This window comes from Enterococcus sp. DIV1304_2 (assembly GCF_050555445.1).
Lineage (GTDB): Bacteria > Bacillota > Bacilli > Lactobacillales > Enterococcaceae > Enterococcus_B > Enterococcus_B pernyi.
Genome location: NZ_CP187851.1, coordinates 2,694,498 through 2,720,732, shown reverse-complemented (window position 1 = coordinate 2,720,732; position 26,235 = coordinate 2,694,498). Strand labels below are relative to the sequence as shown.

At 37.1% G+C, this 26,235-nt stretch carries 27 protein-coding genes; 23 read left to right on the top strand and 4 right to left on the bottom strand.

Annotation, left to right across the window (positions count from 1 at the left end; all coding sequences use genetic code 11):
* The first annotated feature begins 191 nt into the window (after positions 1–191).
* The 12 genes from IGJ14_RS12595 (at position 192) to IGJ14_RS12540 (ending at position 14,406) form a co-directional block, all read left to right on the top strand.
* Positions 192–1,406 (top strand): metallophosphoesterase family protein, encoded by a 1,215-nt coding sequence (locus IGJ14_RS12595; RefSeq protein ID WP_019722609.1) that lies wholly within the window; start codon positions 192–194, stop codon positions 1,404–1,406.
* Positions 1,403–4,126, top strand: a complete 2,724-nt coding sequence (locus IGJ14_RS12590) for an ATP-binding protein (RefSeq protein WP_019722610.1) — start codon at positions 1,403–1,405, stop codon at positions 4,124–4,126. Before IGJ14_RS12595 ends, IGJ14_RS12590 begins: the two co-directional genes overlap by 4 nt.
* Positions 4,110–5,054: a 3'-5' exoribonuclease YhaM family protein gene (locus IGJ14_RS12585; protein ID WP_010734187.1), complete on the top strand. Its 945-nt coding sequence runs from the start codon at positions 4,110–4,112 to the stop codon at positions 5,052–5,054. The genes IGJ14_RS12590 and IGJ14_RS12585 overlap by 17 nt, the downstream gene beginning before the upstream one ends.
* Positions 5,055–5,760: 706 nt before the next feature.
* The gene (locus IGJ14_RS12580) at positions 5,761–6,087 is read left to right on the top strand and encodes an LPXTG cell wall anchor domain-containing protein (RefSeq protein ID WP_019722611.1); all 327 of its coding nucleotides are present in this window, start codon (positions 5,761–5,763) and stop codon (positions 6,085–6,087) included.
* A gap of 4 nt (positions 6,088–6,091) precedes the next feature.
* Complete coding sequence (locus tag IGJ14_RS12575; RefSeq protein ID WP_066025814.1) at positions 6,092–6,817, top strand: WxL domain-containing protein; 726 nt, start codon at positions 6,092–6,094, stop codon at positions 6,815–6,817.
* A 24-nt stretch (positions 6,818–6,841) separates the two neighbouring features.
* Complete coding sequence (locus tag IGJ14_RS12570; RefSeq protein WP_019722613.1) at positions 6,842–7,621, top strand: WxL domain-containing protein; 780 nt, start codon at positions 6,842–6,844, stop codon at positions 7,619–7,621.
* 19 nt (positions 7,622–7,640) lie between these two features.
* The gene (locus IGJ14_RS12565; protein ID WP_019722614.1) at positions 7,641–9,689 is read left to right on the top strand and encodes a lectin-like domain-containing protein; all 2,049 of its coding nucleotides are present in this window, start codon (positions 7,641–7,643) and stop codon (positions 9,687–9,689) included.
* A 34-nt stretch (positions 9,690–9,723) separates the two neighbouring features.
* On the top strand, positions 9,724–10,476 hold the full coding sequence (locus IGJ14_RS12560; RefSeq protein WP_019722615.1) for a WxL domain-containing protein: 753 nt from the start codon (positions 9,724–9,726) through the stop codon (positions 10,474–10,476).
* A gap of 236 nt (positions 10,477–10,712) precedes the next feature.
* Entirely contained in the window at positions 10,713–11,765 is a 1,053-nt protein-coding gene (locus IGJ14_RS12555; RefSeq protein WP_192807056.1) for a DUF916 and DUF3324 domain-containing protein, read from the top strand.
* Entirely contained in the window at positions 11,746–12,495 is a 750-nt protein-coding gene (locus IGJ14_RS12550; RefSeq protein ID WP_019722617.1) for a class A sortase, read from the top strand. Before IGJ14_RS12555 ends, IGJ14_RS12550 begins: the two co-directional genes overlap by 20 nt.
* 6 nt (positions 12,496–12,501) lie before the next feature.
* Positions 12,502–12,972, top strand: a complete 471-nt coding sequence (locus IGJ14_RS12545; protein WP_141566827.1) for a hypothetical protein — start codon at positions 12,502–12,504, stop codon at positions 12,970–12,972.
* Positions 12,973–12,978: 6 nt separating this feature from the next.
* Positions 12,979–14,406, top strand: a complete 1,428-nt coding sequence (locus IGJ14_RS12540) for a helix-turn-helix domain-containing protein (protein WP_019722619.1) — start codon at positions 12,979–12,981, stop codon at positions 14,404–14,406.
* A 233-nt stretch (positions 14,407–14,639) separates the two neighbouring features.
* On the opposite strand, the gene IGJ14_RS12535 is transcribed toward IGJ14_RS12540, so the two are convergent.
* The 3 genes from IGJ14_RS12535 to IGJ14_RS12525 form a co-directional block, all read right to left on the bottom strand.
* Positions 14,640–15,668, bottom strand: a complete 1,029-nt coding sequence (locus IGJ14_RS12535; RefSeq protein ID WP_010734188.1) for a peptidylprolyl isomerase — start codon at positions 15,666–15,668, stop codon at positions 14,640–14,642.
* Positions 15,669–15,849: 181 nt separating this feature from the next.
* Positions 15,850–16,197: a YtxH domain-containing protein gene (locus IGJ14_RS12530; protein ID WP_019722620.1), complete on the bottom strand. Its 348-nt coding sequence runs from the start codon at positions 16,195–16,197 to the stop codon at positions 15,850–15,852.
* Positions 16,190–16,624, bottom strand: a complete 435-nt coding sequence (locus tag IGJ14_RS12525; RefSeq protein WP_010734190.1) for an HIT family protein — start codon at positions 16,622–16,624, stop codon at positions 16,190–16,192. Before IGJ14_RS12525 ends, IGJ14_RS12530 begins: the two co-directional genes overlap by 8 nt.
* Before the next feature lie 135 nt (positions 16,625–16,759).
* Between IGJ14_RS12525 and IGJ14_RS12520 the strand changes: the two genes are divergently transcribed.
* The 4 genes from IGJ14_RS12520 to trmB all read left to right on the top strand — a co-directional run bounded on the left by IGJ14_RS12520 (position 16,760) and on the right by trmB (position 20,548).
* On the top strand, positions 16,760–17,497 hold the full coding sequence (locus IGJ14_RS12520; protein ID WP_019722621.1) for an ABC transporter ATP-binding protein: 738 nt from the start codon (positions 16,760–16,762) through the stop codon (positions 17,495–17,497).
* Positions 17,490–18,701: an ABC transporter permease gene (locus IGJ14_RS12515; RefSeq protein ID WP_019722622.1), complete on the top strand. Its 1,212-nt coding sequence runs from the start codon at positions 17,490–17,492 to the stop codon at positions 18,699–18,701. Before IGJ14_RS12520 ends, IGJ14_RS12515 begins: the two co-directional genes overlap by 8 nt.
* Before the next feature lie 301 nt (positions 18,702–19,002).
* The gene (locus IGJ14_RS12510) at positions 19,003–19,782 is read left to right on the top strand and encodes a phosphotransferase family protein (RefSeq protein WP_019722623.1); all 780 of its coding nucleotides are present in this window, start codon (positions 19,003–19,005) and stop codon (positions 19,780–19,782) included.
* 115 nt (positions 19,783–19,897) lie between these two features.
* Positions 19,898–20,548, top strand: a complete 651-nt coding sequence (gene trmB / locus IGJ14_RS12505) for a tRNA (guanosine(46)-N7)-methyltransferase TrmB (RefSeq protein ID WP_019722624.1) — start codon at positions 19,898–19,900, stop codon at positions 20,546–20,548.
* Between the two features lie 53 nt (positions 20,549–20,601).
* Here trmB and ade read toward each other — a convergent pair whose 3' ends face one another.
* Entirely contained in the window at positions 20,602–22,341 is a 1,740-nt protein-coding gene (ade, locus tag IGJ14_RS12500; RefSeq protein WP_019722625.1) for an adenine deaminase, read from the bottom strand.
* Positions 22,342–22,471: 130 nt separating this feature from the next.
* Between ade and comGA the strand changes: the two genes are divergently transcribed.
* The 7 genes from comGA to comGG are packed head-to-tail and all read left to right on the top strand — an operon-like array spanning position 22,472 to position 26,156.
* Positions 22,472–23,398 carry a competence type IV pilus ATPase ComGA gene (gene comGA, locus IGJ14_RS12495; RefSeq protein ID WP_019722626.1) on the top strand — a complete coding sequence of 309 codons (927 nt, stop codon included), beginning with the start codon at positions 22,472–22,474 and terminating at the stop codon, positions 23,396–23,398.
* Entirely contained in the window at positions 23,355–24,404 is a 1,050-nt protein-coding gene (gene comGB, locus IGJ14_RS12490; RefSeq protein WP_029593953.1) for a competence type IV pilus assembly protein ComGB, read from the top strand. Before comGA ends, comGB begins: the two co-directional genes overlap by 44 nt.
* Complete coding sequence (gene comGC / locus IGJ14_RS12485) at positions 24,401–24,682, top strand: competence type IV pilus major pilin ComGC (protein ID WP_010734198.1); 282 nt, start codon at positions 24,401–24,403, stop codon at positions 24,680–24,682. The genes comGB and comGC overlap by 4 nt, the downstream gene beginning before the upstream one ends.
* Positions 24,663–25,130 carry a competence type IV pilus minor pilin ComGD gene (gene comGD, locus IGJ14_RS12480; RefSeq protein WP_108145980.1) on the top strand — a complete coding sequence of 156 codons (468 nt, stop codon included), beginning with the start codon at positions 24,663–24,665 and terminating at the stop codon, positions 25,128–25,130. The genes comGC and comGD overlap by 20 nt, the downstream gene beginning before the upstream one ends.
* 58 nt (positions 25,131–25,188) lie before the next feature.
* A complete protein-coding gene (locus tag IGJ14_RS12475) occupies positions 25,189–25,422 on the top strand; it encodes a hypothetical protein (RefSeq protein ID WP_019722630.1) in 234 nt (77 codons plus the stop codon).
* Complete coding sequence (comGF, locus tag IGJ14_RS12470) at positions 25,406–25,831, top strand: competence type IV pilus minor pilin ComGF (protein WP_019722631.1); 426 nt, start codon at positions 25,406–25,408, stop codon at positions 25,829–25,831. Before IGJ14_RS12475 ends, comGF begins: the two co-directional genes overlap by 17 nt.
* Positions 25,803–26,156 (top strand): competence type IV pilus minor pilin ComGG, encoded by a 354-nt coding sequence (comGG, locus tag IGJ14_RS12465; RefSeq protein ID WP_019722632.1) that lies wholly within the window; start codon positions 25,803–25,805, stop codon positions 26,154–26,156. The genes comGF and comGG overlap by 29 nt, the downstream gene beginning before the upstream one ends.
* Positions 26,157–26,235: the final 79 nt, after the last annotated feature.

Below are 26,235 nucleotides of genomic sequence, written 5' to 3'. Positions count from 1 at the left end.
GAACGAAAGTTCAGCTGTTTTTTTTGCCTGGATGCGAACAAATTTTCGGTTTTTTGCTGAAAAAAAGCAATGGAAATGTTATGATAAACCATGTATAAACCAAAAAAGTCAACAGATATCGATCTGTTTTAGTAAAGCGATACAGACAAACTTGTATTTTATTATCTTATGTATAGGGAGGTAGTAGCTTAATGGTCAAATTTATTCATGCGGCAGATTTGCATATGGATCGTTCATTTGAAGGATTAGTAGGAATCGATGAAAAAGTTCAAAAGAAATTATTACGGGCTAATTTGACCGTACTTGAAAATATTGTGGAACAGGCAATCAAACATCAGGTTGATTTTGTTTTACTGGTAGGGGATAGCTTCCACCAGAATCGTCCTTCGCTAAAGATCCAAAAGCATTTTTCGGAACAAATCAAGCGCTTAGGAGAACACAATATCTCAGTTTTTTTAACATTTGGTAATCATGATTTTTATCAAAAAGAGAGATATTGGTTTGAATTTCCCGAGAATCTTTCTTTGTTTACTTCGGAAACTGTAGAGACACTGCAAATGACGACGGATGCTGGCGAAACGATTGCACTCAGTGGTTTTAGTTACACAAAACAATGGATCACTGAGGAAAAAGCACCTGATTTTCCCCAACGTTTTGCTGTCGACTACCATATTGGACTCTATCATGGTGAAACTGGGACAACTCATGGGAATTATGCACCATTTCAAGCAAATCAAATGGAAGCAAAAGGCTATGACTACTGGGCATTAGGCCATATCCATGTTCCCACTAAATTAAATGAAAAAGGAACCATTCTTTATCCTGGTGCACCACAAGGACATACAAAAAAAGAAGAGCCGGCGACTTCAATAGTTTTAGTTGAACTTCAAGGAGCGTCTTGTCGAACAACACCTATAAAAGTTGCAGAAGTTTATTGGAAACGTCAGCAAATTTCTCTCAGAGAAGTGAAACAAACGACGGATGTATTGAAGAAAATCCAACAAGAATTAGTTGAACCCAATAAGATGACTCTCATTGAATTTGAGATCATTGATTATGAACACTTAGATCAGGAAGTGTTGGATCGTATTTATTCTGGAGAATTATTAGATTATTTGAAGGAAGAAACAAACAGGAAATTTTCTAATTTAGTTATTTGGCGTATCTCTACTTTAGAAAGAGATAACAAGGTAAAAATTTCTTTGTCTGCTTCCACATTGATGTTTGAACAACTATTCGAAAATTACCAAACAAAAGAAGATTTTCAGCATATATTACAAGAAGCCTACACAAATCAAGAGGCAATCAAAGTGTTGGATCTGCTACCGGACTTTCAAGAATCTACGATACAAAAGGCCCAAGAAATCATTCGGCAAGACTTTTTGTTTGAGGGGGGTACTGAATGAATATTTTAAAAATCGAAATAGCAGCTTTTGGAAAGTGGCGTCAGCAAACCTTTTATTTTACCTCTGGCAATCAGTTGATTTACGGTGAAAATGAAGCGGGAAAGTCAACAATTTATCAATTTATTCAAGCAATCCTTTTTGGTTTTCCATCAAAAGGGAAGAAAAAGAAAGATTACACACCGAGAGACGGGTCTGCATATGGTGGAAAATTATTGCTGAATCATCCTGTACATGGAGAAATTTATGTTGAGAGATATAAACAACAAAATAGAGGTAAATCGAAGGTCACATGTAATGGCCAAAGTGGAAGTGATGAACTCTTAGAAAAACTACTTTCACCTTTGACGAAAGAGTTATTCCAGCAGGTTTTTACATTTCAACAAGAACAACTGAGTGAACTTGCTCATTTAACAGAAAAAGAATTACATGACGCGTTGATTTCATTAGGAATCACTGGAAGTTCTCATGTCTTTCAAAAAAGACAAGAATATTATCAATCAGCTGATAAGTTGTTTAAAAGAAAAGGTCAAAAATTAGTGATTAATCAGCGACTAAATGAATGGAAACAATTACAAGAAAAGATTCATCAAAAGCAAGAGCAAGAGGCGATCTATGGTGAATGGATCATGGAGGAACAACGACTAGCTGAACAACAACAGCTCTTATTGCATGATATCGAACAAATCAATCAAAAACTTACGCTGTATCATCAACAAGAATTGAATTTCTCTTTATATGAAGAGTGGCAATCACTGAAAAAAAATATGCTAGCTGAAGTACCGGATGAATCACTAATACAAGATTTAGAAGTATTTACCAAACGTTATCAACAAATGAACGAACGTCTGGAAGAACTTGAGGCTTCGTTAGAGCGACATAGTGGGATGGATCAGCAGTCTGCACGTTATTATTTTTATTTAGAACAAGAACAAGAGTTGAAAGCACTACAGCAAAAGCAATTTTCAACTGAGCAATTAATGGATGAGTGGCAAAGACTGCAAGTAGAGACAAGGGAAACAGCGTCAGAATTGAAAATCTTAGAACAACGTTGGCGCTGGGATCGATTGCAACGACCACAGGAATTTATTGATGATCCAGAGTGGCGTTCTTTGTATACGATGGCGCAACAATTGAATGATGAACACAGTCAGTTAGCGATTCGTTTTGATATTGTGAAGGAACAGCAACAAACACTAGAAGCAGAGATCAATGAATTAGAACTAGCCCATCCAACGCTGATCCAAACAAGACCGACCCAGGATGTTCCAGAAAAACAATCCTTTTTCAAATTTTACGTTAGTGCGTTAGTGTTAGCTGTGATTGGTTTAATCTTACCTATGCCCGGAAAAATATTGGGGCCATTGCTTGCTTTGGGAGTGGTTGGCTATACGTTTACTCGTAGAAAACCTAAGAACACTACAGACCAAAATTTGCCAGAAATCAAAGGGAAATGGCAAGAGAAACTAGGGCAACTGGATATTGTATTGGCACAATTAGAAGAGATTACTCAAACAATCAATGAGAATAAACGAAAGCAACAAAAAATGGAACAATCAGTGGCTGATTTTGCCTATCATCACTCATTAGGAATAATGAACACGCTTGAAACGATGAAAAATGAGGGCCAAGAAGTAACAGATTATCAAAAGCTTTATGCTGTTTTCCAAAAAAAGCAACAACGAGAACGTGAGATACAGGAACAACTCTTACAGATAGATGGGGAACTTGACCTAGCAAAAGAATGGCTACCACTCCAACATAAATCTCTCTCGGAAAAAATGGCGCTATTAACCACGTTCATCCAAGAGATGGAACAAATGAAATATGCTAGAAGTTATCAACAGAATACTTTATTGAAGCAAGAAATCAACGCATTGAAAAAGAAACAAAAAATGTGGTTGGAGGAATACAAAGAACAATTTACTAGAGCAGAACTTTCTTACCCATCAGAAGTATCGATTTTTTTACAAAAGGCGGAGCAAACGAAGCAACAACAAGCGCGTTTTGAAGAATTGACGCATATTCTTTCTCCAATTTTTAAAACTGTCATTACTTATAGCCAGTTGCAGACTCAGATTGCTCATGAATCCGAACGATTGCAAGAACTAAAGAGGGAAGAAAGTAGGAAGAGTGAGCAACGTCAACGTTTGCAGTTGCAAATTGAGGGATTACAACAAGACGGGACATTAGATGAATTATATCAACAGGAAAGTCTACAAAAAGCACAACTACAAGCTTTATTTGAAGAGTGGGGGGGCTTAGTGATTGCTGGGACATTTTTAGGTGATCTTTCGACAGAATTAAGTGAACGGCAATTACCACAGTTACTCAAATTAGCTGGAGACTATCTAAGTATCCTAACTGATCGACAGTACCAAGAAATACAATTGAAAAACGATACATTGACATTGACAAATGGTACAGATGAGTTTCCAATTTATGAGCTATCGACAGGAACAAAGGATCAGATGATTATGGCGATGCGTTTTGCATATCTTGCTTTGGAAGCGAAACGTTCGATCTGTCCAGTGATCATTGATGATGGCTGGCTACACTACGACCATAAGAGAAAATACCGTTTAGCTAAACTACTAGCTGAATTTAGCAAAACCTATCAAGTAATCTGCTTGTCTTCTGATCAAGAAATGGTAAGCTATTATCATGAGCTAGAACAATCTGTGAGAAAGTTAGAAGGTGCAAATAGTGAAAAAAATACGTGAATTAGTCGTTGATGAACAATTCGAACAATTCGTTTTGATCAAAAATGCAGATGTAAGAATCGCTAAGAACGGTAAGAAATTTATCGCTTTTACATTTCAAGATACATCAGGAACAATTGATGGCAAATATTGGGATGCATCAGAGGACGAGATCAAAAAATTTACACCGGGAACAGTTGTCTTTTTAAATGGTAAACGCGAGGTCTATCAAGGAAATCCTCAAGTTAAAATCTTGCATATGCGTTTAACAAAAGTTGATGAACCGAGTGATCCCAGTTTGTACATGGAAAGAGCACCATTGAGAAAAGAAGAAATGGAAGAAGAAATCAACCAATTGCTATTTGAGATCACAAATGCACATTGGAATCGAATCGTACGTTATTTGCTCAATAAATACCAAAAACAATTTTTTGAATATCCAGCAGCAAAACGAAATCATCACGCATTTGCTAGTGGATTGGCTTATCATACAGTATCGATGTTACACTTAGGTAAAGCGATTGCTGATGAATACCCTGAATTGAATCGCCCACTACTTTATGCGGGGATTATCTTACATGATTTAGGAAAAGTGATCGAGTTGTCCGGCTCAATGGCAACAGAATACACATTAGCGGGTAATTTAGTAGGGCATTTAGTTTTAATTGATGAAGAAATAACAAAAGCTTGTTTAGCATTGAAAATCAGTGAGGAAGAAGAAGATGTGCTGATCTTACGTCATATGGTTCTATCACATCATGGATTGTTAGAATATGGTTCGCCTGTTCGTCCTCGAATCATGGAAGCGGAAGTATTACACCAAATCGACACGATCGATGCTTCAATGCAAATGATGACTACTGCGATTCGTCAAACAGAGCCAGGGAAATATACAGATCGAATATTTGGTTTAGATAATCGTAGTTTTTATGTACCAAAACAGAAATAAGTAAGAACGGTAATGAACAATCTTCTCAGAGACTGTGACGATCGTTGTCTCACCCTTTCTAAAACTGAATAAAAGGTGTTCCAGAAGCAACTCCTTTGTTGCTGATTTTCGGAGTTGTATTCTGTTACACCCATAAAAAAAGATGTTGGTGAAGGGTGCTGACATCTTTTTTTGTGGTTTTATATAAAACGCTTGTTATTTTATCGATATGGAAAAGGAGCATTCATTTCTTCTGAAAAACAAATGAGTATATATACATAGTTGTTCTGTAATAAAAAACACTCCCTTATCTTACTTTAGAAAACAGCTTGCTTACCTAAAGGTATCGTTCAGTTGGGTTGAACGTAGAGAGATTCTCTTTTTTTTGTAGTCTTGCCCTTAGTTAATACTTTATTCTATAACCTGAATAAAAATCGCGCGGAGCCAATTTTTTTTCAGGAAAAGGCAAAAAGTTTGAACTTGAAAGTAAGCGGAAAATCTGGAAGTTTACCAGACGAAACTGTTATGATTTATTATGGAGTTTTAATTAGGTAGTTTCTTATATAAAAATCTTTATTAACTAAACACTTTCCCAGATTTTGGAATGCTAAATGTCCTGAATCTTTTTTTTTGAAATAAATCAAAATAATAAAAAATTAAAATAAAGAAAAATTTATTATAATTTAACTCGATAACGATTAATCAAATTATAAGAAAGGAGAGAGAAATGAAAAAGAGTTTATCAGTTATCGTGTCTTTATTTATCGTCATGCTTATAATGACTGCCGTAAAAACTGGAGCGGTTGAACAAAAGGAGTCGATTGGAAAGACTAGTTTTTATGGGAATTACGAGTATGCAGAAGAAGATGAACATCGGTCAGTTGACACAAATCCGAGTCATTCGCGTCATTCGGACAATCAACTAGTTACTGGTTTGAGTGTTTTACCAAGAACAGGTGAGAATCTTCAACCAATATATACGCAAATTGGTTTTATTCTATTGAGTGTACTAGCTATTTTGATGATTCATATAAAAAGAAAAACGGGGGATTAATAAGATGAAAAAAGAAATTTCAATGCTATCAACAATTGTTCTACTTGGAATTGTCGTAGGGAGTATGCAAGTTTCTGCGAATGAGGTATTTCCAAAAGAATATAACACAGATGGAACCATCACATTTGAAGCGGGCGGAACAGAAGTGACACCACCAGTTGATCCGGAAGATCCTGATCCAGAAAAACCAGTCACACCAGTCGATCCTCCAGGACCTGGAACAGGTGGCGCATTGTCAATCGACTATGGATCAAAATTTAAATTTGGTACACAAAAGATTTCTTCGACGACACAAACTTACTATGCAGCACCAGATGAGATGCAAGATGGTTCTAAGAAACCAACGTATGTTCAAGTGACTGACAAACGGGGAACGTTGACTGGGTGGAAGTTAAGTATTTCTCAACCAGAACAGTTTAAAACGATCAACGGAGATGAGCTTGTGGGGGCAGAGTTGGCTTTTACTAAAGGACAGGCAGATTCTGTGGTCGATTCACAATATATGCCTACAACAGTTAATAATAGGTTAACCTTGACTCCAGGATTAAGCGGAACATTGGCAATCAATGCGGAGGCTGGCACAGGAGTCGGAACTTGGGTCTATCGTTTTGGTGCCAATGAAGCAGATAACCAGGATGCAGTACAATTAACGATTCCAGGTAAATCAGTTAAATTGGCACAACAATATACAACTAAGTTAGTTTGGTCTCTAGAAGATACACCAAACTAATTTCCTTGAAGGGGAAATAAAACGATGAGAAAACTTTTGTTTAGTGTTTCGGTAGTTAGTTTACTAGGGATTTCAGGCTTATCAATCGAAGCCCACGCCGAAGAGAATAAACATTATGAATCAAATAGCCTAGTCGAGTTTGTTCCAAGCATGGATCCGACAGACCCTGTAAATCCAGAGAATCCAGATCCTGAAAAACCTGTTAAACCAGTCGATCCGACAAATCCAGATGGACCTAATCCAGGAACAAATGGCCCCTTATCCATTGACTATGCCTCCAGTTTGAAATTCGGGAGAAATCGTATTTCAAATAGAGATCAGGTATATTTTGCGAGGGCACAATCGTATCATGAGGATCAATTCAACACAGCTAATTTTGTCCAAGTTTCAGATCATCGGGGGACGAATAGCGGATGGTCGTTGAAAGTGAAACAACAAAAACAATTGACGGCAACGAGTGAAACATTGAATAACGTGTTGACAGGTGCACAAATCATGTTAGCACGACCTACAGTGAACAGTAACGCGTTGAATGTCGAAAAGCCTGAAGCGATGGATGAAGTCGTTCTAATACCTGGTGAAGAGTCTGTACTAGTGACAGCGAGGATAGGAGCTGGAGCTGGAACTTGGTCAACACATTGGGGTGAAGTGATGGAAATGGAAGAGCGGGATGAATATGGGGAGAGCCAATCTATAAATGTTACGAAAGATATTCAACTGTCAGTACCTGGTGCCACACCGAAAGATGCAGTCACATATCAAACAAGCCTAGTGTGGATGTTGACAGATGTTCCAGGAATGTAAGAAGTAGGAGGGAAAAGAGATGATACGAGGAAAACTATTCACACTTATCTTAAGCACGATAGTAACGGCGACTATCTCTCCTCTTATTACTGAGGAACAGCCACTCAGTGAGACCAGTTCGACTATTGAAGTGATGGAGGGAAATGACGAGTCATTATCAAGTGAGGAACAGTTAAAAACAGTAATTGAACAAATAACAAGCGATTCAACAAAGGAAGAAGCGAATACTTCTGAAGATTCTACAGACGAGAAAGAGGATCAACAAACGAGCAAACTTGAAATTGATAAAGAAGTTGCTCGTTCGAGTATATCCCCCTACGCCATAAGTTTGCCGAATGATCCAAATATTATTCCCATCGATCAGGTGTTTCAACCTCAGATTGGAACAAGCACAAGTTTATTAGAGGGCGGGAAGTTGTTGCAGTTGAATCCAGCGAGTCCTTCACAGATTGGGGCGATCTGGTCGAAAGAAACAGTAAGTTTGCTCTCAGATTTCACCTTCAAAAGTTATTTGTATTTAGGAGATCAACGAGGCAGTGCTGGAGACGGCATGACGTTTACACTAACCAATGATCCAAGAATGAGTACAGCGCCTCAACAGGTGATCGGTTCACCAGGGATGGGGCTAGGCGCTTATGCAACAGCAGCAAATCGCCCATTTGTTAGGAATGCGTTGTCGATTGAGTTTGATACGTATAAAAATACGGGTACTTCCAATCGAATGGACCGAGAGATTAGTGCAGATACTGGATTTGGTCACGTCGCATTCGTCACCCCAAAATCAAATAATAATCATTATTCAGGAGAGCATTCTGGCGTAACTTTAGCTCCTACCTTTTTATCGAATGGCACCTGGCGCATGTTGACAGTCCACTGGAATGCAGCACAAAGAAGATTGACATATGATTTAAGCGGTGTTGGAAGTAACTCTCATGTTGTGTCAAATCTAACTACCCAATTTGGTGGGACGGATGTTTACTGGGGCTTTACTTCTTCCACAGGAACATTCGTGCAGGAAAATGCGTTGGCAATGACGCAATTACCAACGAATGTCACATCAGAAGCAGATGTAAAAGTAAATGACGGAGAGTATGGGCGATCAGTCGAGGCATCAAAAAATGATCGGATCTTTATCAGGAAAATGCTAAATGTAGAAGGTTCTTCGCTAGAACAAAGAAATCCTAAAGCTAGTATTGTGCTTCCAGAGGAATTGGGGCCTGTCCCTCGTTCGATCACCCTTGATGGAAAGCCAGTAAATGATGCAGATGTTTCGATTGTTGATCATCGAGTCACTGTAGAGTTAGGAAATCATCTTGTTTCGAACCAACCATTAGTTTTAGAACTAGAAACAGTACTTGAGGATGACACTCCAGAAAAAGTGATCACAACCAATTTTGAGTATTTGGAGCAAACGGTGCTTCTTAAAAAGACAAATGAAGTAAATATCACCATTGCACAATCTCAAGAAAAAACAATTCAAGTTTATTATAAAGACATAGATACATTGCAAGAGATTGCGCAATCGAAAACTCTTACTGGTACCATCGGTGAAGCATATAAAGAAAACCCACTTGTAATTGATGGCTATATTTTTGTTTCAGACTCTGGGAATACAGAAGACGTTTTTTCAGAGACAACCGACGACATCTATTTTTATTATCGGATTGGACGACTCTATCTTTCTGAAGCACCTACGCGATTTGACTTTGGCAGTCACAAAATAGCATCAACTACATTAACTGTTTTTGGTCAACCGACTGGTCAGTTAAAAGTCATCGATGAACGGGCTACTAGCAGTTGGCGATTACAACTAAAACAACATAAACCGTTAATAAACAACGGATTTGAGATGCCAGGTGTGCTTTCGTTTATAACAACGAATGGAGCAATGGAGATAGGAGAATCTAGCATAATCATTAGCGCCAGTAGTCAAAAAGGCGAGAGTAACTTGTCAGATTTATTAGATAAGCAAAACCATAGAGGAATAAAAGCAACTATTCCTGTAGAGTTTCAAAGAATCGGAACGTTCGTAGGGACATTATCTTGGTCACTAGAAGATGTCCCCTAACTAAAATGAATCATGGAATGGAGAAAAATAAAAAATGAAAAAAACAACCAACTTAATTATGTCAACGATTGCATTGAGTACATTTGCCCTACCATCAACAGCCTTTGCAACAGATGGAGGAGTGTATACTTCAAATGGTGTCGTTCAATTTATACCTAATACAGATCCAACGACACCGGTCGATCCAACTAACCCAGTTGATCCGGTTGCCCCAGTTGATCCGACTAATCCTGGTGGCGATCCTGATCCCGGCACGAATGGGCCATTGTCGATCGATTACGCTTCAAGTCTAGATTTTGGCGTGCAAAAAATCACTTCTAAAGATGAAACTTATTTTGCTGCTTCACAAAAATATAGAGCGCTTGATGAGCATGGCAACCCAATGACTGATATTAAAGAAGGCCCTAATTACGTGCAGGTGACAGATAATCGTGGAACGGAAACTGGTTGGAGTCTAAAAGTAAATCAAGAAGGTCAGTTTACTTCTGCTTCTGGAAAAGTTTTGACCGGTGCGACAATCAGACTAAGAAATGGTAATGTGGTAACCGCTTCAACATCGGAAGAACCTGATGGAGAAGCGACAATTGTTTTAGATGCAGCTGGGGCACAATCAAATGTGATGGCTGCTAGTGCAGGTAAAGGTGCAGGAACTTACTTATTTGCTTGGGGAAATGTTGCCACAGCGAATGCAAGTATTGAATTGAACGTTCCTGGTTCAACGACAAAGTATGCTGAACAGTATGCAACTAAGCTGACTTGGACATTATCAGATACCCCTGGAAATTAATGAATGGATCAAGGATTTTGAGATGAGAGAAATTCTGTAAGTACTTTTCACGAAGATGAGAAGGATTTCACAGCGATTGTTTTCTAGATCGTTGTGAAATTCCTCTTGTTTTTGGAGGAAGTTCTTCTATTTCCTCTATTTTTATGGGACGAAACGATGACGATTTTCGATAATCTCAAAAACCTTACATACGTAAAGGAGCAAATACAGTGAAAAGAAAACTAAAATTATTTAGGATGCTATTATTTATTTTAAGTACTTTCTTGTTCAATGTGACAGTGACTGCAAGTGAGTTCAACTTTGCTGTCACCACGACACCACCAAACAGTCAAATCGATAAAAATATCACATACTTCGATATAAAACTTGATCCAGAACAGAGAGAAGAATTGTCAGTAGATTTAAGAAATGATACAGATAACGAAGTAAAAATCGGCATTTCTTTAAAAAGTGCAACCACCAATTCAAATGTAGTCGTTGAATATGGTGAAAATTTGATTGAAAAAGATGATAGTTTGACGATTGATCTGGAAGATCATGTGACGTATCCAGAGACAGTGACGCTCGCACCAAATAGTAATGAAACAATAGTTTTCCAAGTCACTATGCCAAAGACAGCATTCGATGGTGTTTTAGCAGGAGGGATCACATTCAAAGAAATAAGTGAGAATGAGCAGAACGAGAATAATGAACAAGGATTGTCCATAAAAAATGAATATTCCTATGTTGTAGCTTTATTGATGAGACAAACTGAAAATGAAGTAGCGCCTAATTTAGTACTCCATGAAGTTGAACCAGGGCAGATCAATGCAAGAAATGTTATTTTATCTACGCTGCAAAATGATCAAAAAACATATATCAATCAAGTGAATATCCAAACCAAAATCACAAAAAAAGGGAGCGATGCCGTTTTATATGAGGAAAATAAGGAAAGATTGCAGATTGCACCTAATACCCGTTTTGCTTTCCCGACATCATTGAATGGTGCTGCCTTAGAACCAGGTGACTATCGAATCATAGCAACTATTTTTGCGAATGAGGATGAAGAAGGCGAATTTATCAGAGAAACAGAGAATGAACCAATCAAATATAAAAATTATTGGGAACTTGAAAAAGAATTTACAATTGACCAGCAAGTTGCAAGAGAGTTAAATGCAAAAGACGTGACGATCCCAGAAGACCACACATGGATCTATCTTTTAATTGGAGTATTACTTTTAGTATTAGTTGTCTTGTTGATTCTTTGGTTGATTTGGAGAAAAAAGAAAAATGAGGAAAAAGAAGATTAAATTGGTGATCCATCTGCTCTTTGTAATAGGAATTAGTTTGGTTTCATTTCCTATAATAAAAAATACAGTGACATTGATGAAACTTCAACTGGCAAGAATAGAAATCTCTTCCGAATTAACCCTTCAAGAATCAGATGAAGTCATTCATTTACCTACATTAGAAAGCTATCTAGCTGCTAGCTCAGACAATATCGGTCCTGCAATCGGAGAAATAGTTATTCCTAGCCAAAAAATCCATGTTCCAATTTTTGCTGGATTGAACAATGAGCAGATGCTTTTTGGCGCAGGAATGATGTATCCAGAAAGAAAACCTAAAAGTGAAAATTTATTGTTATTTGGGCATCATTTAGGAATGGCAGAAGTTTTATTAGGAAATGTGAAAAATCTTGAAGTAAATGATCTTATTCATGTGAGGTATTTGTCAGAGTCCTTATATTATCAAGTCGTTGAAAATAAAATAGTGATGGAGACAGATCTGAGTGTATTAGAAAATACTGACCATCCCCAATTGACAGTAATTACTTGTGATCAACCGACACTTACAGATAAAAGAGTGGTTATCACCGCTAGATTACTTGAAGAGAAACAAGAAAAACGAGTAGAGTATGTCAATGAAACTCAGGATGTAAAAATAATAAGAAAGAGTATTGTGAAATATAGTGTAGTTCCTATTCTGATCATTCTGCTTTTCCTCATAATAGGGAACTATGCGCTTTGGCAATATGTGTGAATGACGATGAAGAGATATAAAAACATTTTGTTATGGAGTACATTGCTCTTATCACTTTTTCAAGTAAAGACGAGTGTCTATGCGGATGAAAATCAAAATCCAATTTATAATCCTGCTGATCCTAGTCAACAAATTGAACCTTTAGATAACGTGCATCTTATAGAAGATTCTAGTTTGATTGAAGAAGTGGAGATTTCTGAAGTGTCTGAAGAAAGTGTAGAGGCAATGGCTGAACCTGAAGAAACCAAAACGCAAGAGGTGGGAGAAGAGGAAGGAGCGTTAAGCAGAACCAGACAAGAAAGGAATCCTTTAAGGCGTGAAAGATTTTATTTGTCGGAAGATTTATTTGATGGCCAGGCGGTAGAAGCAATCATGAATGATGAACTAAGCGGGGGAGGAGGAAGACATACCGCTAATTTTTATTTAGATCTTGTCAGTGGATTAGTAGGTACAGCAATTTATGGAAGAAAGAGTTGATTACTAATGGATTATGGATTTTTACTAAGTAAAGAAGATAGAAGAAGCTATGATTTGCTAAAGTATCTGGAAAAGAGTGTCACTTTGTCTGAATCATTCACAAAGTTGCAAGAAGAATTGAATTTGTCTTCTTTTTTAGTAAAAAAGACAATCGACAATTTGAATAGTGACATTGACAACTGGGGTCTCACTGAGAGCTTCAAATTATCGATTGAAAATGTAGAAATTATTTTGGAAATCAACGGTGACTATACAAGTAATTATATTTTTTCGAAGTATATCCAACAATCTTTATCAACCACGTTGCTTATTTCAATTTTTAAAAGGGATTTTACTACTCTAGAAGATTTTATGGACGAGCACCATGTGAGCTATTCTGTTGCATACAAAACAATGAAAAGAGTACAACATGAATTGGCTATGTACAACATCATTATTGAAAAAGGTAAGATGAGTGGAGATAGAAAAAACAGTTTGTTTTTTTTATATCACTTATTTTTATTGATCAATCTAGATTTTATAGATATCTATGATAAAAAGTTGATAAACGAAGTCGAGCGATTGATTGATTTATTGCAACAAGATTTCGTGTTCTCTAACTATGAAAAGCAAAAACTTTTTCATTACTTAGCACTTGGAATGATTGAAAATAGGAGAGAAGAGTTGAATATAGCAGATGAAATCATTCATTTTTTCAATGAACAAAAAATAGTGATGTTCAAAGAAGCACTGTCTTTGGAATCGTTCAGTTATACGTATTATCTTTTATCTTGGTTGTATATTTATAATAAACTAGACGACAGTTATGTCAATCGCAATGAAGATAGTCAAATCCAAGTATTAAATCATACATTTATCAATAAAGTTGAAAAGAGATTCACTCGACTAACAAATGACATAAAAAATAAATTATCAGAAGGTCTTGCAAGAATCCATTTCACTAGTAAATATTACCCAATAGAAAAGTTTAATAAAATAGAAATCGATACGCATTTTTTTTATCAAACCTATCCAGAATTCTATCTTTTTTTACTCGAACATACAAAACATATCGCGCATGAGTTTAGTGCCTTCTCGAAAAATAAAAGCATTCTTTTTTTTAATTACTTGATGCTACTGATCCATGTGATTCCAGTGGAACACTTAAAAGTACCAATCAAAATTGCAATCGATTTTTCTTATGGAGAACTTTATAATGCGTTCATCAAAAAGAACCTAGCTATGTATGTTAATTTGAATGTGGTGATCATTGATCCCAATCTCTACCATCAGGCAGATATTGTGATCACTAATATGAATGATGTATATGATAGTCTTTCGACTAGTGTAGTAGTATGGCTAGACCCACCGAGAGTGATTGATTGGACCAACTTGACAAAAAAAATCCTTGAGTTACAAACAGGAGAGGAAGTTGAATTTACTGACTCTATATAATTTTTCAAATAAACATTATTAAACGACTCAGTTAAGACTTTTAATAAATATCATCAAGGGGAAATGAATTCAAAGTACCTGTATCTGAATGAATAGTATATCAGAAGTATTTTTATTGGAAATAAACAAAAAAGCCGAAAAAATGAAAGATCATTTTCGGCTTTTTTGCTCGTGCTTGTCTCACAACCTATTTGGCTATTATGCTCGTTTCATTGCTGAGAGCCGAGCGATGCTTATTCGTTTGTTGATTCAGTCGTGCTTTGCTCTGTTTCTGATGCTTCAGTAGAATCAGTTGATTTTGTTTCAGAACTCTTTGTTTCTGAGCTTTCTGTTGCTGAGTCTTCAGTTGAAGATGTACTTGTTGTAGCTGAAGTAAATGGTGTCAAGATGTTTTGGAATGCGTCATCTTTGATTTTTACATTCGCTTCTTTTAGTTCTTCACCGATTACTTTTGTTGTAAATTCGCTGTCATTCACTTTTGCTTGAGTCGCAATTTCTTCTAATTGATCTTTGAATTTATCCATGTCATTTCCTTTATCTTGGTTTTTCACCATTTTAACGACATAGTATTCTGTTGCATAAGTAGAAGGATTTGTTGCAGTGATCACATCTGAGATCTCACCGTCTTTAAGTTTGAAAGCAGCTTCTTTTACTTCAGATGGAACAGTTTGTGTTTCTGAATCAAACTTGATATTACCACCATCGTCTTTAGTTGTATCTGTTGATTTTTCTTTCGCTAGTTCTTCGAAATCTTTGCCGTCATCAGCTGATTTCTTAACTTCTTTTGCTTCGTCTTCACTGGCAACTTTAATGATTTGTGCTTCTACTTCTGGATGGAATGTTTCCCACGTTTTCTTCAAGTCTTCATCTGTCAATTTCACATGAGATTCGATCCCAGCTTTAAAGACAAGATTATTACGAAGGAATTCTTTGTAGCTTTCTTCTGTAAATCCTGCAGATTCTAATTGTGTCTCGAAGCTGTCACCATAAGTTTCTTTTGTTTTATTATATTCAGCATCTACTTCTTTATCTGAAACTTTATCATTGTATTTGCTATTGAATACATCATAGATCACCATTTGTTGAAGTAATTGTTGGTTAGCGGATTCAGATTTTGCTTTTTCATAAAAATCAGCAACGGTGATTGTGCCGCCTTTCATGGTTACGATATCCTTGTTTGTATCCCCGCCACCAGAACAAGCTGCTAGTGTTAGAATAGCTAACGCACTTGTCGCAGCTAAAATTATTTTTTTCTTTTTCATTTAAGTTTTGCACTCCTGTAATTTATTATTGGTTTTCACAAATATTACTATACCATATCTATGAGCGAATAAAAACGTTCTGACTGATAGTTTCAAACAAAATTCAAATTTTTGTCACATTCCATACATCTAGGTACATGAAAAAGACATATAGTTATCAAAAGTGCTTGATTTTTGATCATTATTGCACGTCTGTCAAGCTTTCAGGTAAATGTGCCGAAAGTTTTTCTACTTGTTCTTGTATTTGTGTAACTCGTGGTTCTGCTTGGAATTTGAAATTTTCAAGGTCTTTTTCGATTGATTCTTGAAAAGCTGGAATAACAGTTTCAGCTGTTTTTTTTGTTTCAGATAACGCGTGTTTAAAATGATTTAAACTGTTATTTAATTCGTTGGTTAATTCAGTTGCTTCATCTAATTCTGCAATCAATTTCTCTCTGGTCTCATTTCCACTACGTGGTGCAAATAATAATCCTGCTGCTGCACCAGTAACAGCACCGAATACTAATCCTTTTAGAAAATTTTTAACCATGAATCGTCACCTGCTCTTTGATTTTTTCTTGGATAGCAGTCATTTCTTCCGTTGTATAATCTGCTTGATGGTTTCCAAAGTGAATGGAGAAGTCATCTTGTTTACTATAACGCGGAATTAAATGGATATGGGAATGAAATACGGTTTGATAGGCTAGTTCTCGATTATTATTGATAATATTTAAACCTTCCATTTCCGGAAATGCTTTTTCGATGGAACGAGCGATTTTTGGGATACGGGCAAAGACATCACTGGCTAATTCCTCGTTGTAATCAAAGATATCAGTTACGTGTTCTTTAGGAATGATCAATGTGTGTCCTTTAGTTGATTGAGAGATATCTAAGAACGCATAGATTTTCTCGTCTTCATAGATTTTATAGCTAGGGATCTCTTGATTGATGATTTTACAAAAAATACAATTGTCCATATAAAAACACCTTTCTTCTATTCAAATTTCGTTACCTCAACTTTAACATAAGTTCATGAGAATGCACGTAAAAAATAATTGGACGTGATTTGCTTCGTGGTATAATGAAGACAATATAATAACGGAGGAAGAAATATGAGTTTAAAAATCGAACATGTTACAGGTGGCTATGGTCATTTACCTGTTTTGAAAGATATCAGTTTTAACGTTCAACCTGGAGAAATGGTTGGGTTGATTGGTTTGAATGGAGCAGGAAAAAGTACAACGATCAAACATATTATCGGTTTGCTTGAACCAACGAAAGGCAAAATCGAGATCAATCAATTATCCCTTAAAAAGGATGTAGAAAATTATCGTAAACAAATTGGTTATATTCCAGAAACACCTTCATTATATGAAGAACTTACGTTAAAAGAACACATTGAAGTAACGGCGATGGCTTATAACATTCCGATGGATATCGCGATGAAACGGGCAGAAAATTTGTTACACACGTTTCGTTTGTCCAATCGGTTAGAATGGTTTCCAGCGAATTTTTCAAAAGGGATGAAACAAAAAGTCATGATTTTGTGTGCTTTTTTGATTGAACCATCTTTGTATATCATTGACGAACCTTTTCTAGGGCTAGATCCGTTGGCAATCAATGCTTTGTTGGAATTAATGGTCGAGATGAAAAATGAAGGATCGGGTATTTTGATGTCTACGCATATTTTAGCCACTGCTGAAAAATATTGTGACCGTTTTGTTGTTCTTCATGAAGGAGAAATCAGAGCAGATGGCACGTTAGCAGAGTTGCAAACTGCTTTTCGAATGCCGGAAGCATCCCTAGATGAAATCTACATCGCATTGACGAAGGAGCAAGGTTATGAATGATTTTTTTCAAAAAAGACTAGCAAAACATCATAAAAAAATGATGAAATATTTACGCTATGTATTCAACGACCATTTTGTATTAGTCTGTTTATTTTTGATCGGGGGTCTAGGCCTTTATTATTCTAACTGGCTAAAAACACTTGAAGCTCCTTTTTCGATGGGAGGTATCATCGTCTCATTGATTTGGATGATTTGCTTGATCGTTGGGAAAATCGCGACTTTTGCGGAGCCGGCAGATTTAGTTTTTCTTTTACCCAAAGAAAAAGAAATGAAAGGCTATTTGCAACGAGCTTTTCGTTATTCTTGTATTTTTCCTATGGTTTTTCTAGGATTAGTGTGTGGATTTGCGATGCCGTTAGTTGTGGTTTCAACCCAACAACCATTTTCGCTGTTTTTTGTTTATCTACTTATACTATGGAGTTTGAAGTCTAGTCATTTACAAGTGAAGCGAGCAGATTTTTATCGTATGGAAGAAACACGTAAAAACCTGTTTAAATATGGTTGGTGGGTCTCGTCATTTGGTATCTTACTTCTTTCTTTTTATGGGAATATTTGGTTGGGCTTGATTCTTTCATCAGTTCAAGCGGGGGTCTATTATTGGTTCTTATGGAGAAATCTATCCGCTCATTTGGACTGGGAAAAAATGATCCAATTAGAAAAACAACGTTTGCACCAAATCTATCAGTTCATTAATTTGTTTACAGATGTGCCAGAAATCACTGCAAAAGTCAAAAGGCGCCGTTATCTTGATCCGGTGTTACAAAGAATCAAGAAAGAAACGAAAAACACGTATTTTTATTTATTTGTTCGACGTTTTGCTAGAGGATCAGACTTTATTGGCTTGTACGTACGTTTGACAGTGATTGGCTCGATCATTATCGCCGGAATCAACGATCTATACTTTACTTTAGGTATTGGCTCATTATTTCTATATTTGATCGGCTTTCAGTTATTACCTTTATATAGTCAGTTTCGCTATATGATCTTGGTCCAATTGTATCCTATCCCAGAGAGTCAAAAAAGTGAAGCACTCCAACGTCTTTTGACGTGGTTATTGACTTTTGTTGCTGTTTTATTTGGAGTGATTGCTGCTATTGTTCTTGATGGAAATGAGAGATGGCTACCTATCTTGGTCTATCTTGTTGTCAACGGACTCTTGATCAAATGGTACGTGCCATCGCGGATCAAGAAGATTGCGGAATAGCCTTGAGAAATCAAGCAGAAAAATTTTATTATTTTACGTGAATAGATCGCAAGAATTGTGGGGAAGTCCGAAATCACTTTATGTTTTTTCGAACTTTCCTATTCTTTTCCATGGACAAAAAAGGATGCACTAAACCTTATGAATAGGAAGAAATCACTAGGGACTTTTTTTATTTTGATAAAAGTTGGTTTTTTAGAAGGCAAAACATAGAAAAAGAACGTATATGTGCTTGACGTTCAAGACTTGGGCGACTAGAATAATAGATACTGCAAACATATAGTAGAGGACGGGAGAATGCGCGATGGAGTTTCAGTTAGACCAAGAGTGGCGGTTACGCCCCATCAAAGGTGACACAGGAAAAACATACATAGGCATGCGTGATAAAGACAAAGTTTTTATCAAGAGGAACACAACGCCAATGCTCGCTGCACTCTCTCGTGAAGGCATTACGCCTAAATTAGTGTGGACTAAGCGAACAGGAGATGGCGATACCTTGACCGCACAAGAATGGCTGGAAGGCCGCTTGTTGACGCCTAGTGAGATTGGCCAAAGAAATGATGTCATTGATGTACTATATCATCTACATCATTCGACATCTTTAAAAACGATGCTATCTCGAATCGGTGGTAGGGTAATGACCCCTCAAAAAATGCTCCAATATTATGAACAAGATTTACCCGATAGCTTAAAAAACAATCAATTTTTACAACTCGTTTATCGCTATTTGTGTCAACAAGTTCCTTCGGTAGACAAGGAAAAATTAGCGGTCGTGCATGGAGATGTCAATCATCGGAATTGGTTAGTCTGTAAAAATTATTTATATTTAGTTGATTGGGATTCAATCATGTTCGCTGATCCAGCGGTAGATATCGCGACTATTTTAGGAAATTACGTGCCATTGTCTAGTTGGAATCAGTGGTTGATCAGCTACGGTATCCGACCAACAGATGAAATTTTAGAAAAACTACATTGGTATGCGGTGATGAACCTATTACAAGAAATCACACGCTACTGCAAACGTGAAGATTATCGACGAATGAATGAAGAGATTTTACAACTCAAACGAATTTTTAGTGGTTAAGCTCGGATATTCAGTTGATTTTTTTATTTTTAGGGGTAATACCAATAGCGGTTTACAAATAAATTCAGTGAAATACAAGGAACAATCTTTTGTAGGAATAGAGAGGAAGAAAAAGATGCGTGTTCGCAACCGACCAAATGCAGCAGAAATGCTAGCCGCTCATCCAGAGATCGTCATCAGTGAGCCAACAAAATGGCGTGGAAAATGGAAAGAATTATTTGGCAATAATCAACCAATCCATATTGAGATCGGCATGGGAAAAGGACAGTTTATTACTGGGATGGCCAAAGCTCATCCAGAAATCAATTATATCGGGATCGAAATGCAAGTGAGTGTCGTATCCATTGCTTTAGATAAAGTATTGGAAGAACCACTGCCTAATTTAAGATTATTGCATGTAGATGGTTCCGCTTTGACTGAGTACTTTTCAGAGAGTGAGATCGATCAGATTTATTTGAATTTTTCAGACCCATGGCCTAAAAAGAGACATGAAAAACGGCGCTTGACGTATCGTACATTTTTAGCTGTTGACGAAGAGATCCTAAAACCAAATGGCGAAATTCATTTCAAAACAGATAATCAAGGATTGTTTGAATATTCGTTGGCTAGCTTTTCACAATACGGGATGCGGCTAAAAAAAGTCTGGCTTGATTTACATCAAAGTGATTTTGAAGACAATATCATGACAGAATATGAAGAGAAGTTTTCTTCTCGAGGACAACGGATCTATCGTGTGGAAGCACAGTTTGTGGGCAAAACCAAATAGAAAAAAGAAGAGAGTAGGAACTGTAAGTTCTTGTCTCTTCTTTTTTTATTTTTTTAGTCTTGTTGATCACAGACGGGAATCAAGTCAAATTTTGAAAAAGAGAAGAGCCCCATATCGGTGATTTTCAATTCAGGAATAACTGATAATGTTAGAAATGAAAGTGTCAAGAATGGATCGAATGCTTCACTTGCGCCTAACTGACGCGCTTGATCAGTCAAGTTCAGTAACTGTTGATTAACTGTTTCATAAGATTCGAGTGACATCAAACCGCCAATAGGTAATGGTAAACAAGCTAATTCAGTTTGTTGATCTACAACAATCATCCCGCCGCCTTTTTGGATTAATTGTTCAGCAGCGTAGCACATATCTTCATCATTTGTTCCTACAACGACGATATTATGTGAGTCGTGAGCCACCGTAGTAGCTAAGGCACCACTTTTTAGTTGGAATCCTTTAACAATTCCTAGACCAATATTTCCTGTAGCATGATGTCGTTCGATGACAGCGATCTTTAGTTGATCATCTGCCACTGAAGGAGTGAAAGAATCATGTTCGACTTGAACTTGCTCCAATAAATCGTTGGTCAACAAACTATTTGGAATAATCTCGATGACATGAGCGGTTGTTGAAGATAAAGCTAGTTCCAAAGAGTGTGGACCAAATGGTGCAACTGTCATTTTTGGTAATGCATCAATCGCTGGCTGAATTTTTAATTTTGTAACTTCAGGGACCAACTGTCCATCTATCACAACCGTTTCTCCTTGATGGAACACGGTATTGATCGGCAACTTTTTCAAGTCATCTGTTAAGAAAAAGTCTGCCTGATAGCCTGGAGCAACTGCCCCTAAATGTTGTAAACCAAAACATTCTGCCGCATTCAATGAAGCCATTTGGATGGCTTGTAGTGGGTCCATGCCCGCCAAGATGGCTTCACGGACGATATGATCGATAGAACCTTCTGTTACAAGATCATTGATCAATTTGTCATCAGTCACGAATAAACAGCGACGTGAATTGTCTGGTGTGATAGCAGGTAAGAGTGCCTGGAGATCTTTTGCTACGGTTCCTTCTCGAACCATCAAATACATTCCTAGCGCTAAACGCTCCTCCGCTTCTTGGGCGGTCGTTGCTTCGTGGTCTGTTCGAATGCCCGCAGTTAAATAAACGTTTAAGTCGTCTCCGTTGATTCCTGCAGCGTGGCCATCGATTTTTTTGTTCTTTTGATGCATCAGCTGTAATTTATCGATAATCGTTTGCTCATTTGAAGCGACTGCCTGATAGTTCATTACTTCAGCTAGACCAAGTACTTCAGGATACTCAAGAAAAGGAGCAAGTGCTTTTGCATCTAAGACAGCGCCACTTGTTTCAAATGGTGTGACAGGCACACATGAAGGTAGCATGATGAATATATTCATTGGTGTCTCTCTTGCATCTGCCAGCATAAATTCAAGGCCCAGATTTCCGGCGACATTACCGATTTCGTGAGGATCAGTTACTACTGTTGTCACACCATGTAATAGAGAGATTTTCGCAAACTCCTTAGGTGCTAACAGAGAACTTTCGATATGCACATGACCATCGATCAGACCAGGAACTAAATACTGTCCTTTTGCATCATAGATAGTCGTACCTTCGTATTCCCCAATACCTACGATTCTTCCGTCGCAGACAGCGACATCACCCTCCATGATTGTTTTCGTAAAGACGTTGACGATTTTTGCATGTTTGATAACTAAATCAGCGGGTTGTTTTTTTCCTGCAACTGCAATGTGTTTGTTTAAGTGCGAATCCACTCTGAAACCTCCCCAAATAAATTTTTACTAGTATAACATAAATTCGGATTTAACCTATGATTTTCATTAAATTTTGTAAAAATAAACGATTCATCTTAAAAAGACGTATATTTTCTTGGAGGGCAAAGAAATGAAGATAAAAGATTTAGCAAATGAGATCATTTATGGAGGAGCTAAAAATAAAGTGCAAGATATCTATATTTTGCCATATGTAGAAGATTTTAAGGTTTATTTTCGTACAGGTAAAAGACGAACATTCCAAAAATCGATCTCCCTTGAGATTGGACAACAATTGATCGCTAGTTTTAAGTACCTGGGACAAATGGATATCGGTGAAAGAAGAAAAGCACAACTAGGCTCACTGACTTATTTAGTGGATCAACGAATGATAAGGTTAAGACTCTCGTCCGTAGGTGATTATTTACAAAGAGAGAGCTTAGTCATCCGAATACTCTATGCGTTGAGTGAAAAAAGTTTTCGCTGTTTTGTCCCCAAAGACTTGCAAGTTATTGAGCGGAGTACGAACAACCGTGGATTGTTTTTGTTTAGTGGGCCGGTCGGTTCTGGTAAAACGTCCTTGATGTATCACCTTGCTCGTAGGAATGAGGAACAAGTAATCACGATCGAGGACCCAGTAGAAATTGAAGAGCCATTGTTTTTACAGTTACAAGTCAATGAAAAAATTGATCAGACTTATGATCAGCTATTAAAACTAGCCTTACGTCATCGTCCTGATTTATTGATTGTCGGTGAAATCAGAGATAAAAAGACAGCAGATGCAGCGATTCGGGCAGCGTTGACGGGCCATCGTGTATTTGCTACCGTCCATGCACGAGATCTCAAGGGGACTGTGGCAAGGATGAAAGAACTAACGAGAAACGATGGATTTGACGAATGTTTGTCCGGCGTTATCTATCAAGAGTTGCTGCCTGATTTTAATGGACAACTGACGGCATTGTGGTCTTATTGTTTTTCTGACAATGAAATCGAAAGAAAAGAATGGAGAGCTAGCTATGAAGAGGCACAAAAAAATGTTTGGCAATCCTATCCATTTTAAAAAGATGGATCACAAACAACAAACTCGTTTTATCCAAACGATCGGTGAGTTACTCTTGAATGGCTTTAGTTTACAGCAAGCAATTGATTTATTGGAATTACTGCAACTGATACCACAAGTTTATGTCCATTTCGCTAAAAGAAATCTTCAAGCTGGCGAATCTTTTCATTTTGTCCTTCAGCAATTGGGATTTAAGCAAGAGCAACTCGTACAGGTGGAACTGGCAGAAGTCCATGGAAATTTAGTCGAAACTTTAAAGGGCATCGCTGAACAATTTCAATTGATTGAACAATTTCGAAGAGAATTAAAAAAGGTCATCAGCTATCCACTGGTATTGTTGGTCTTTTTAGTCGGCATTTTAGTCAGTCTACGTGAGCTCGTCTTGCCACAATTGCTTCAGACCGACATGGTCACCACGACACATTGGGGGATTCGATTGCTTCAAACAAGTCATTGGCTATTCTTAGGTGCCGTTGGTAGTAGTATTTTTTGTGGTTCAATGATTTTTTTTCGCTTGAAAAAGTGGGAAGTTGTCAAGAGAAGTGAGTGGATCAGTAAGCAATGGATGATAGGAAAGATCTATCGTTCCTATCAATCAGCTTATCTAGCACTAGAAATAGGCAAACTATTTTATGAAGGCCTCGACTTGAAACAAATTATTCGCTGTTTGAAAGAAACTAAAGAAGGAAGTTTGGTTCAGTCTTTAGCGTATCAATTAATGGAAGGCCTCGAACTAGGTATTCCTTTGGCGCAACAATTTGAGCAATACGGTTTTTTGACGACCGAGTTTAGTCGAATCGTACTACAAGGAGAAGCCAAAGGAAGTTTAGGCAAAGAATTATTGTTTTACAGTGATTTGACACGTAAAGAATTTTTTCAAAAGATCCATCGTTGGTTGCACTGGGTCCAACCAGTCATTTTCTTAGGAATTGCTGTATTGATTTTGCTGATTTATGCGGCTATCTTGTTGCCAGTATATGGAAATATCGAGGAGGTTCTAAAATGAAGAATAGAAAAAGAATGGCTCGTCTAAAAGGTTTTACACTGATTGAAATGTTGATCGTCTTACTCGTCATTAGTGCGTTAGTTTTACTATTTATCCCCAATATTTCTCGTTATCGTGATCATGTCAATAAGGAAGGTCGTGAAGCAGTTATGCAACTGATTGATGCTCAAAGTGAACTTTACGCATTACAAAATGATGGAAAGATCCCAAGTATTGATGAGCTATTACGAGAAGGATACATCAAACAGGAACATGCCGATGCATATCGCAAGAACTAATAAATACCTCACCGAAGCTTACACTTTAGCAGAAACGATCATTGTCTTGATTGTCTCCCTTGCTTTCTTTATCTTTCCTGTCCTCTCATTCCATTCTTTAGAAAAAGAACAATCGATCCATCGTTTTTTTGATCAGCTAGAAAAAAGAATCGATCTCGTACAACAAAGTGCTATTATCCACCAACAAGCTACTCGTTTTTATTATGATCCAAAGCGCCATAGTCTTTTATTTGAGGTGCCTCCTTACTCATCAATGGAGTGGCAAGTGTTGCCGATCCCTAAAGCTTTGACCATCCAACGTCATGCACCGATTACTTATGCTGCGAAGACAGGGAACGAAAGCTCGTTGAAGGCATATGAATTTTATTGGCCAGAAAAGAAACAAAGAATCATTTACCAATTCCAACTAGGAGGTGGTCGCTATATCAAAAGAATCCAATCTAGCTAGCTTTGTACTGCTTGAATCATTAACCGCGCTAATGATCACAGCCATGAGTATTTATATTATGAGTTCTGGTAATTTGTTCTTGGTCCAACAAGAACAAACCAAAGACCGAGAAATTCTTCTATTGAGGACATTGTATGAAGACGTGAGAAACTATCGTAGGTATGGAGAGTTGCCGACAAGACCAACAGAGTGGGAGCAAGGAACTACAGTAATCGATACGCAAAGCCAGAGAATAAGAAAAGTTTCAATCAGTGATGGAAATGAAGTGATCGCCATTGAACGGAAGAAATAACGTATCTGCTTTTACAATGATTGAATGTCTGATTGCATTACTTATTCTAAATACGATTCTTTTATCATTTGGTCTCTTTATTCGACAAAGCGAAAAGTTGAATACATTTTTTCAAAAAGACGAACAAACAGAATGGTTGATTTTCTTAGCTCAATTCGAAAACGAACTTGCTTCAAGTCAACGTATTTCGATCATTGAGAATCGCTTATATTATGAAAACGAGAAAACGTTCATCATAGAAGGCTATCAGCAAATGATCAGAAAACGTGGAACTGCTGGTGGCCATCAGCCTATGCTGACAGGTGTTAAGCGTGTCCAATTCAAAGAAGAAGATCAAGTGATTTTACTGCATGTTGAATTTATGAATGGAGATAATAAGTATGGTATTTGGACAAAGCAAAAAACATAAGCGGTTAAAAGGAAATGTGTTGTTTTCGACCTTGGCTCTTTTTCTATTATGTATATTCTTCATGCAAGGATTACTTGAAAGTTATCGTCTAAAAATAGACAGTTATTTACGCATCAAAAAATATTACCAAGCAAAGATCATCAAGCAAATGTTTATGATGGAATCCAATCAGTTGGAAGAGCAAGGCAAAGGGGAGTATGATTACAATGTAGGCACGGTCCAGTATACAGTCAAACAGGACCTAGTGGAGCTAGTAATAACTGTTTCACCTTTCCGATTTGAATTTACAGAGCGAGTCATTGATACAGATAATACTACAGATTAAGAAGTTCCAAAGCAATAACCGTTCTTTTCTGTAATACAGCTGTTTTGAAGGTGTTGAATGTTCGCTATTTCACAAAGAA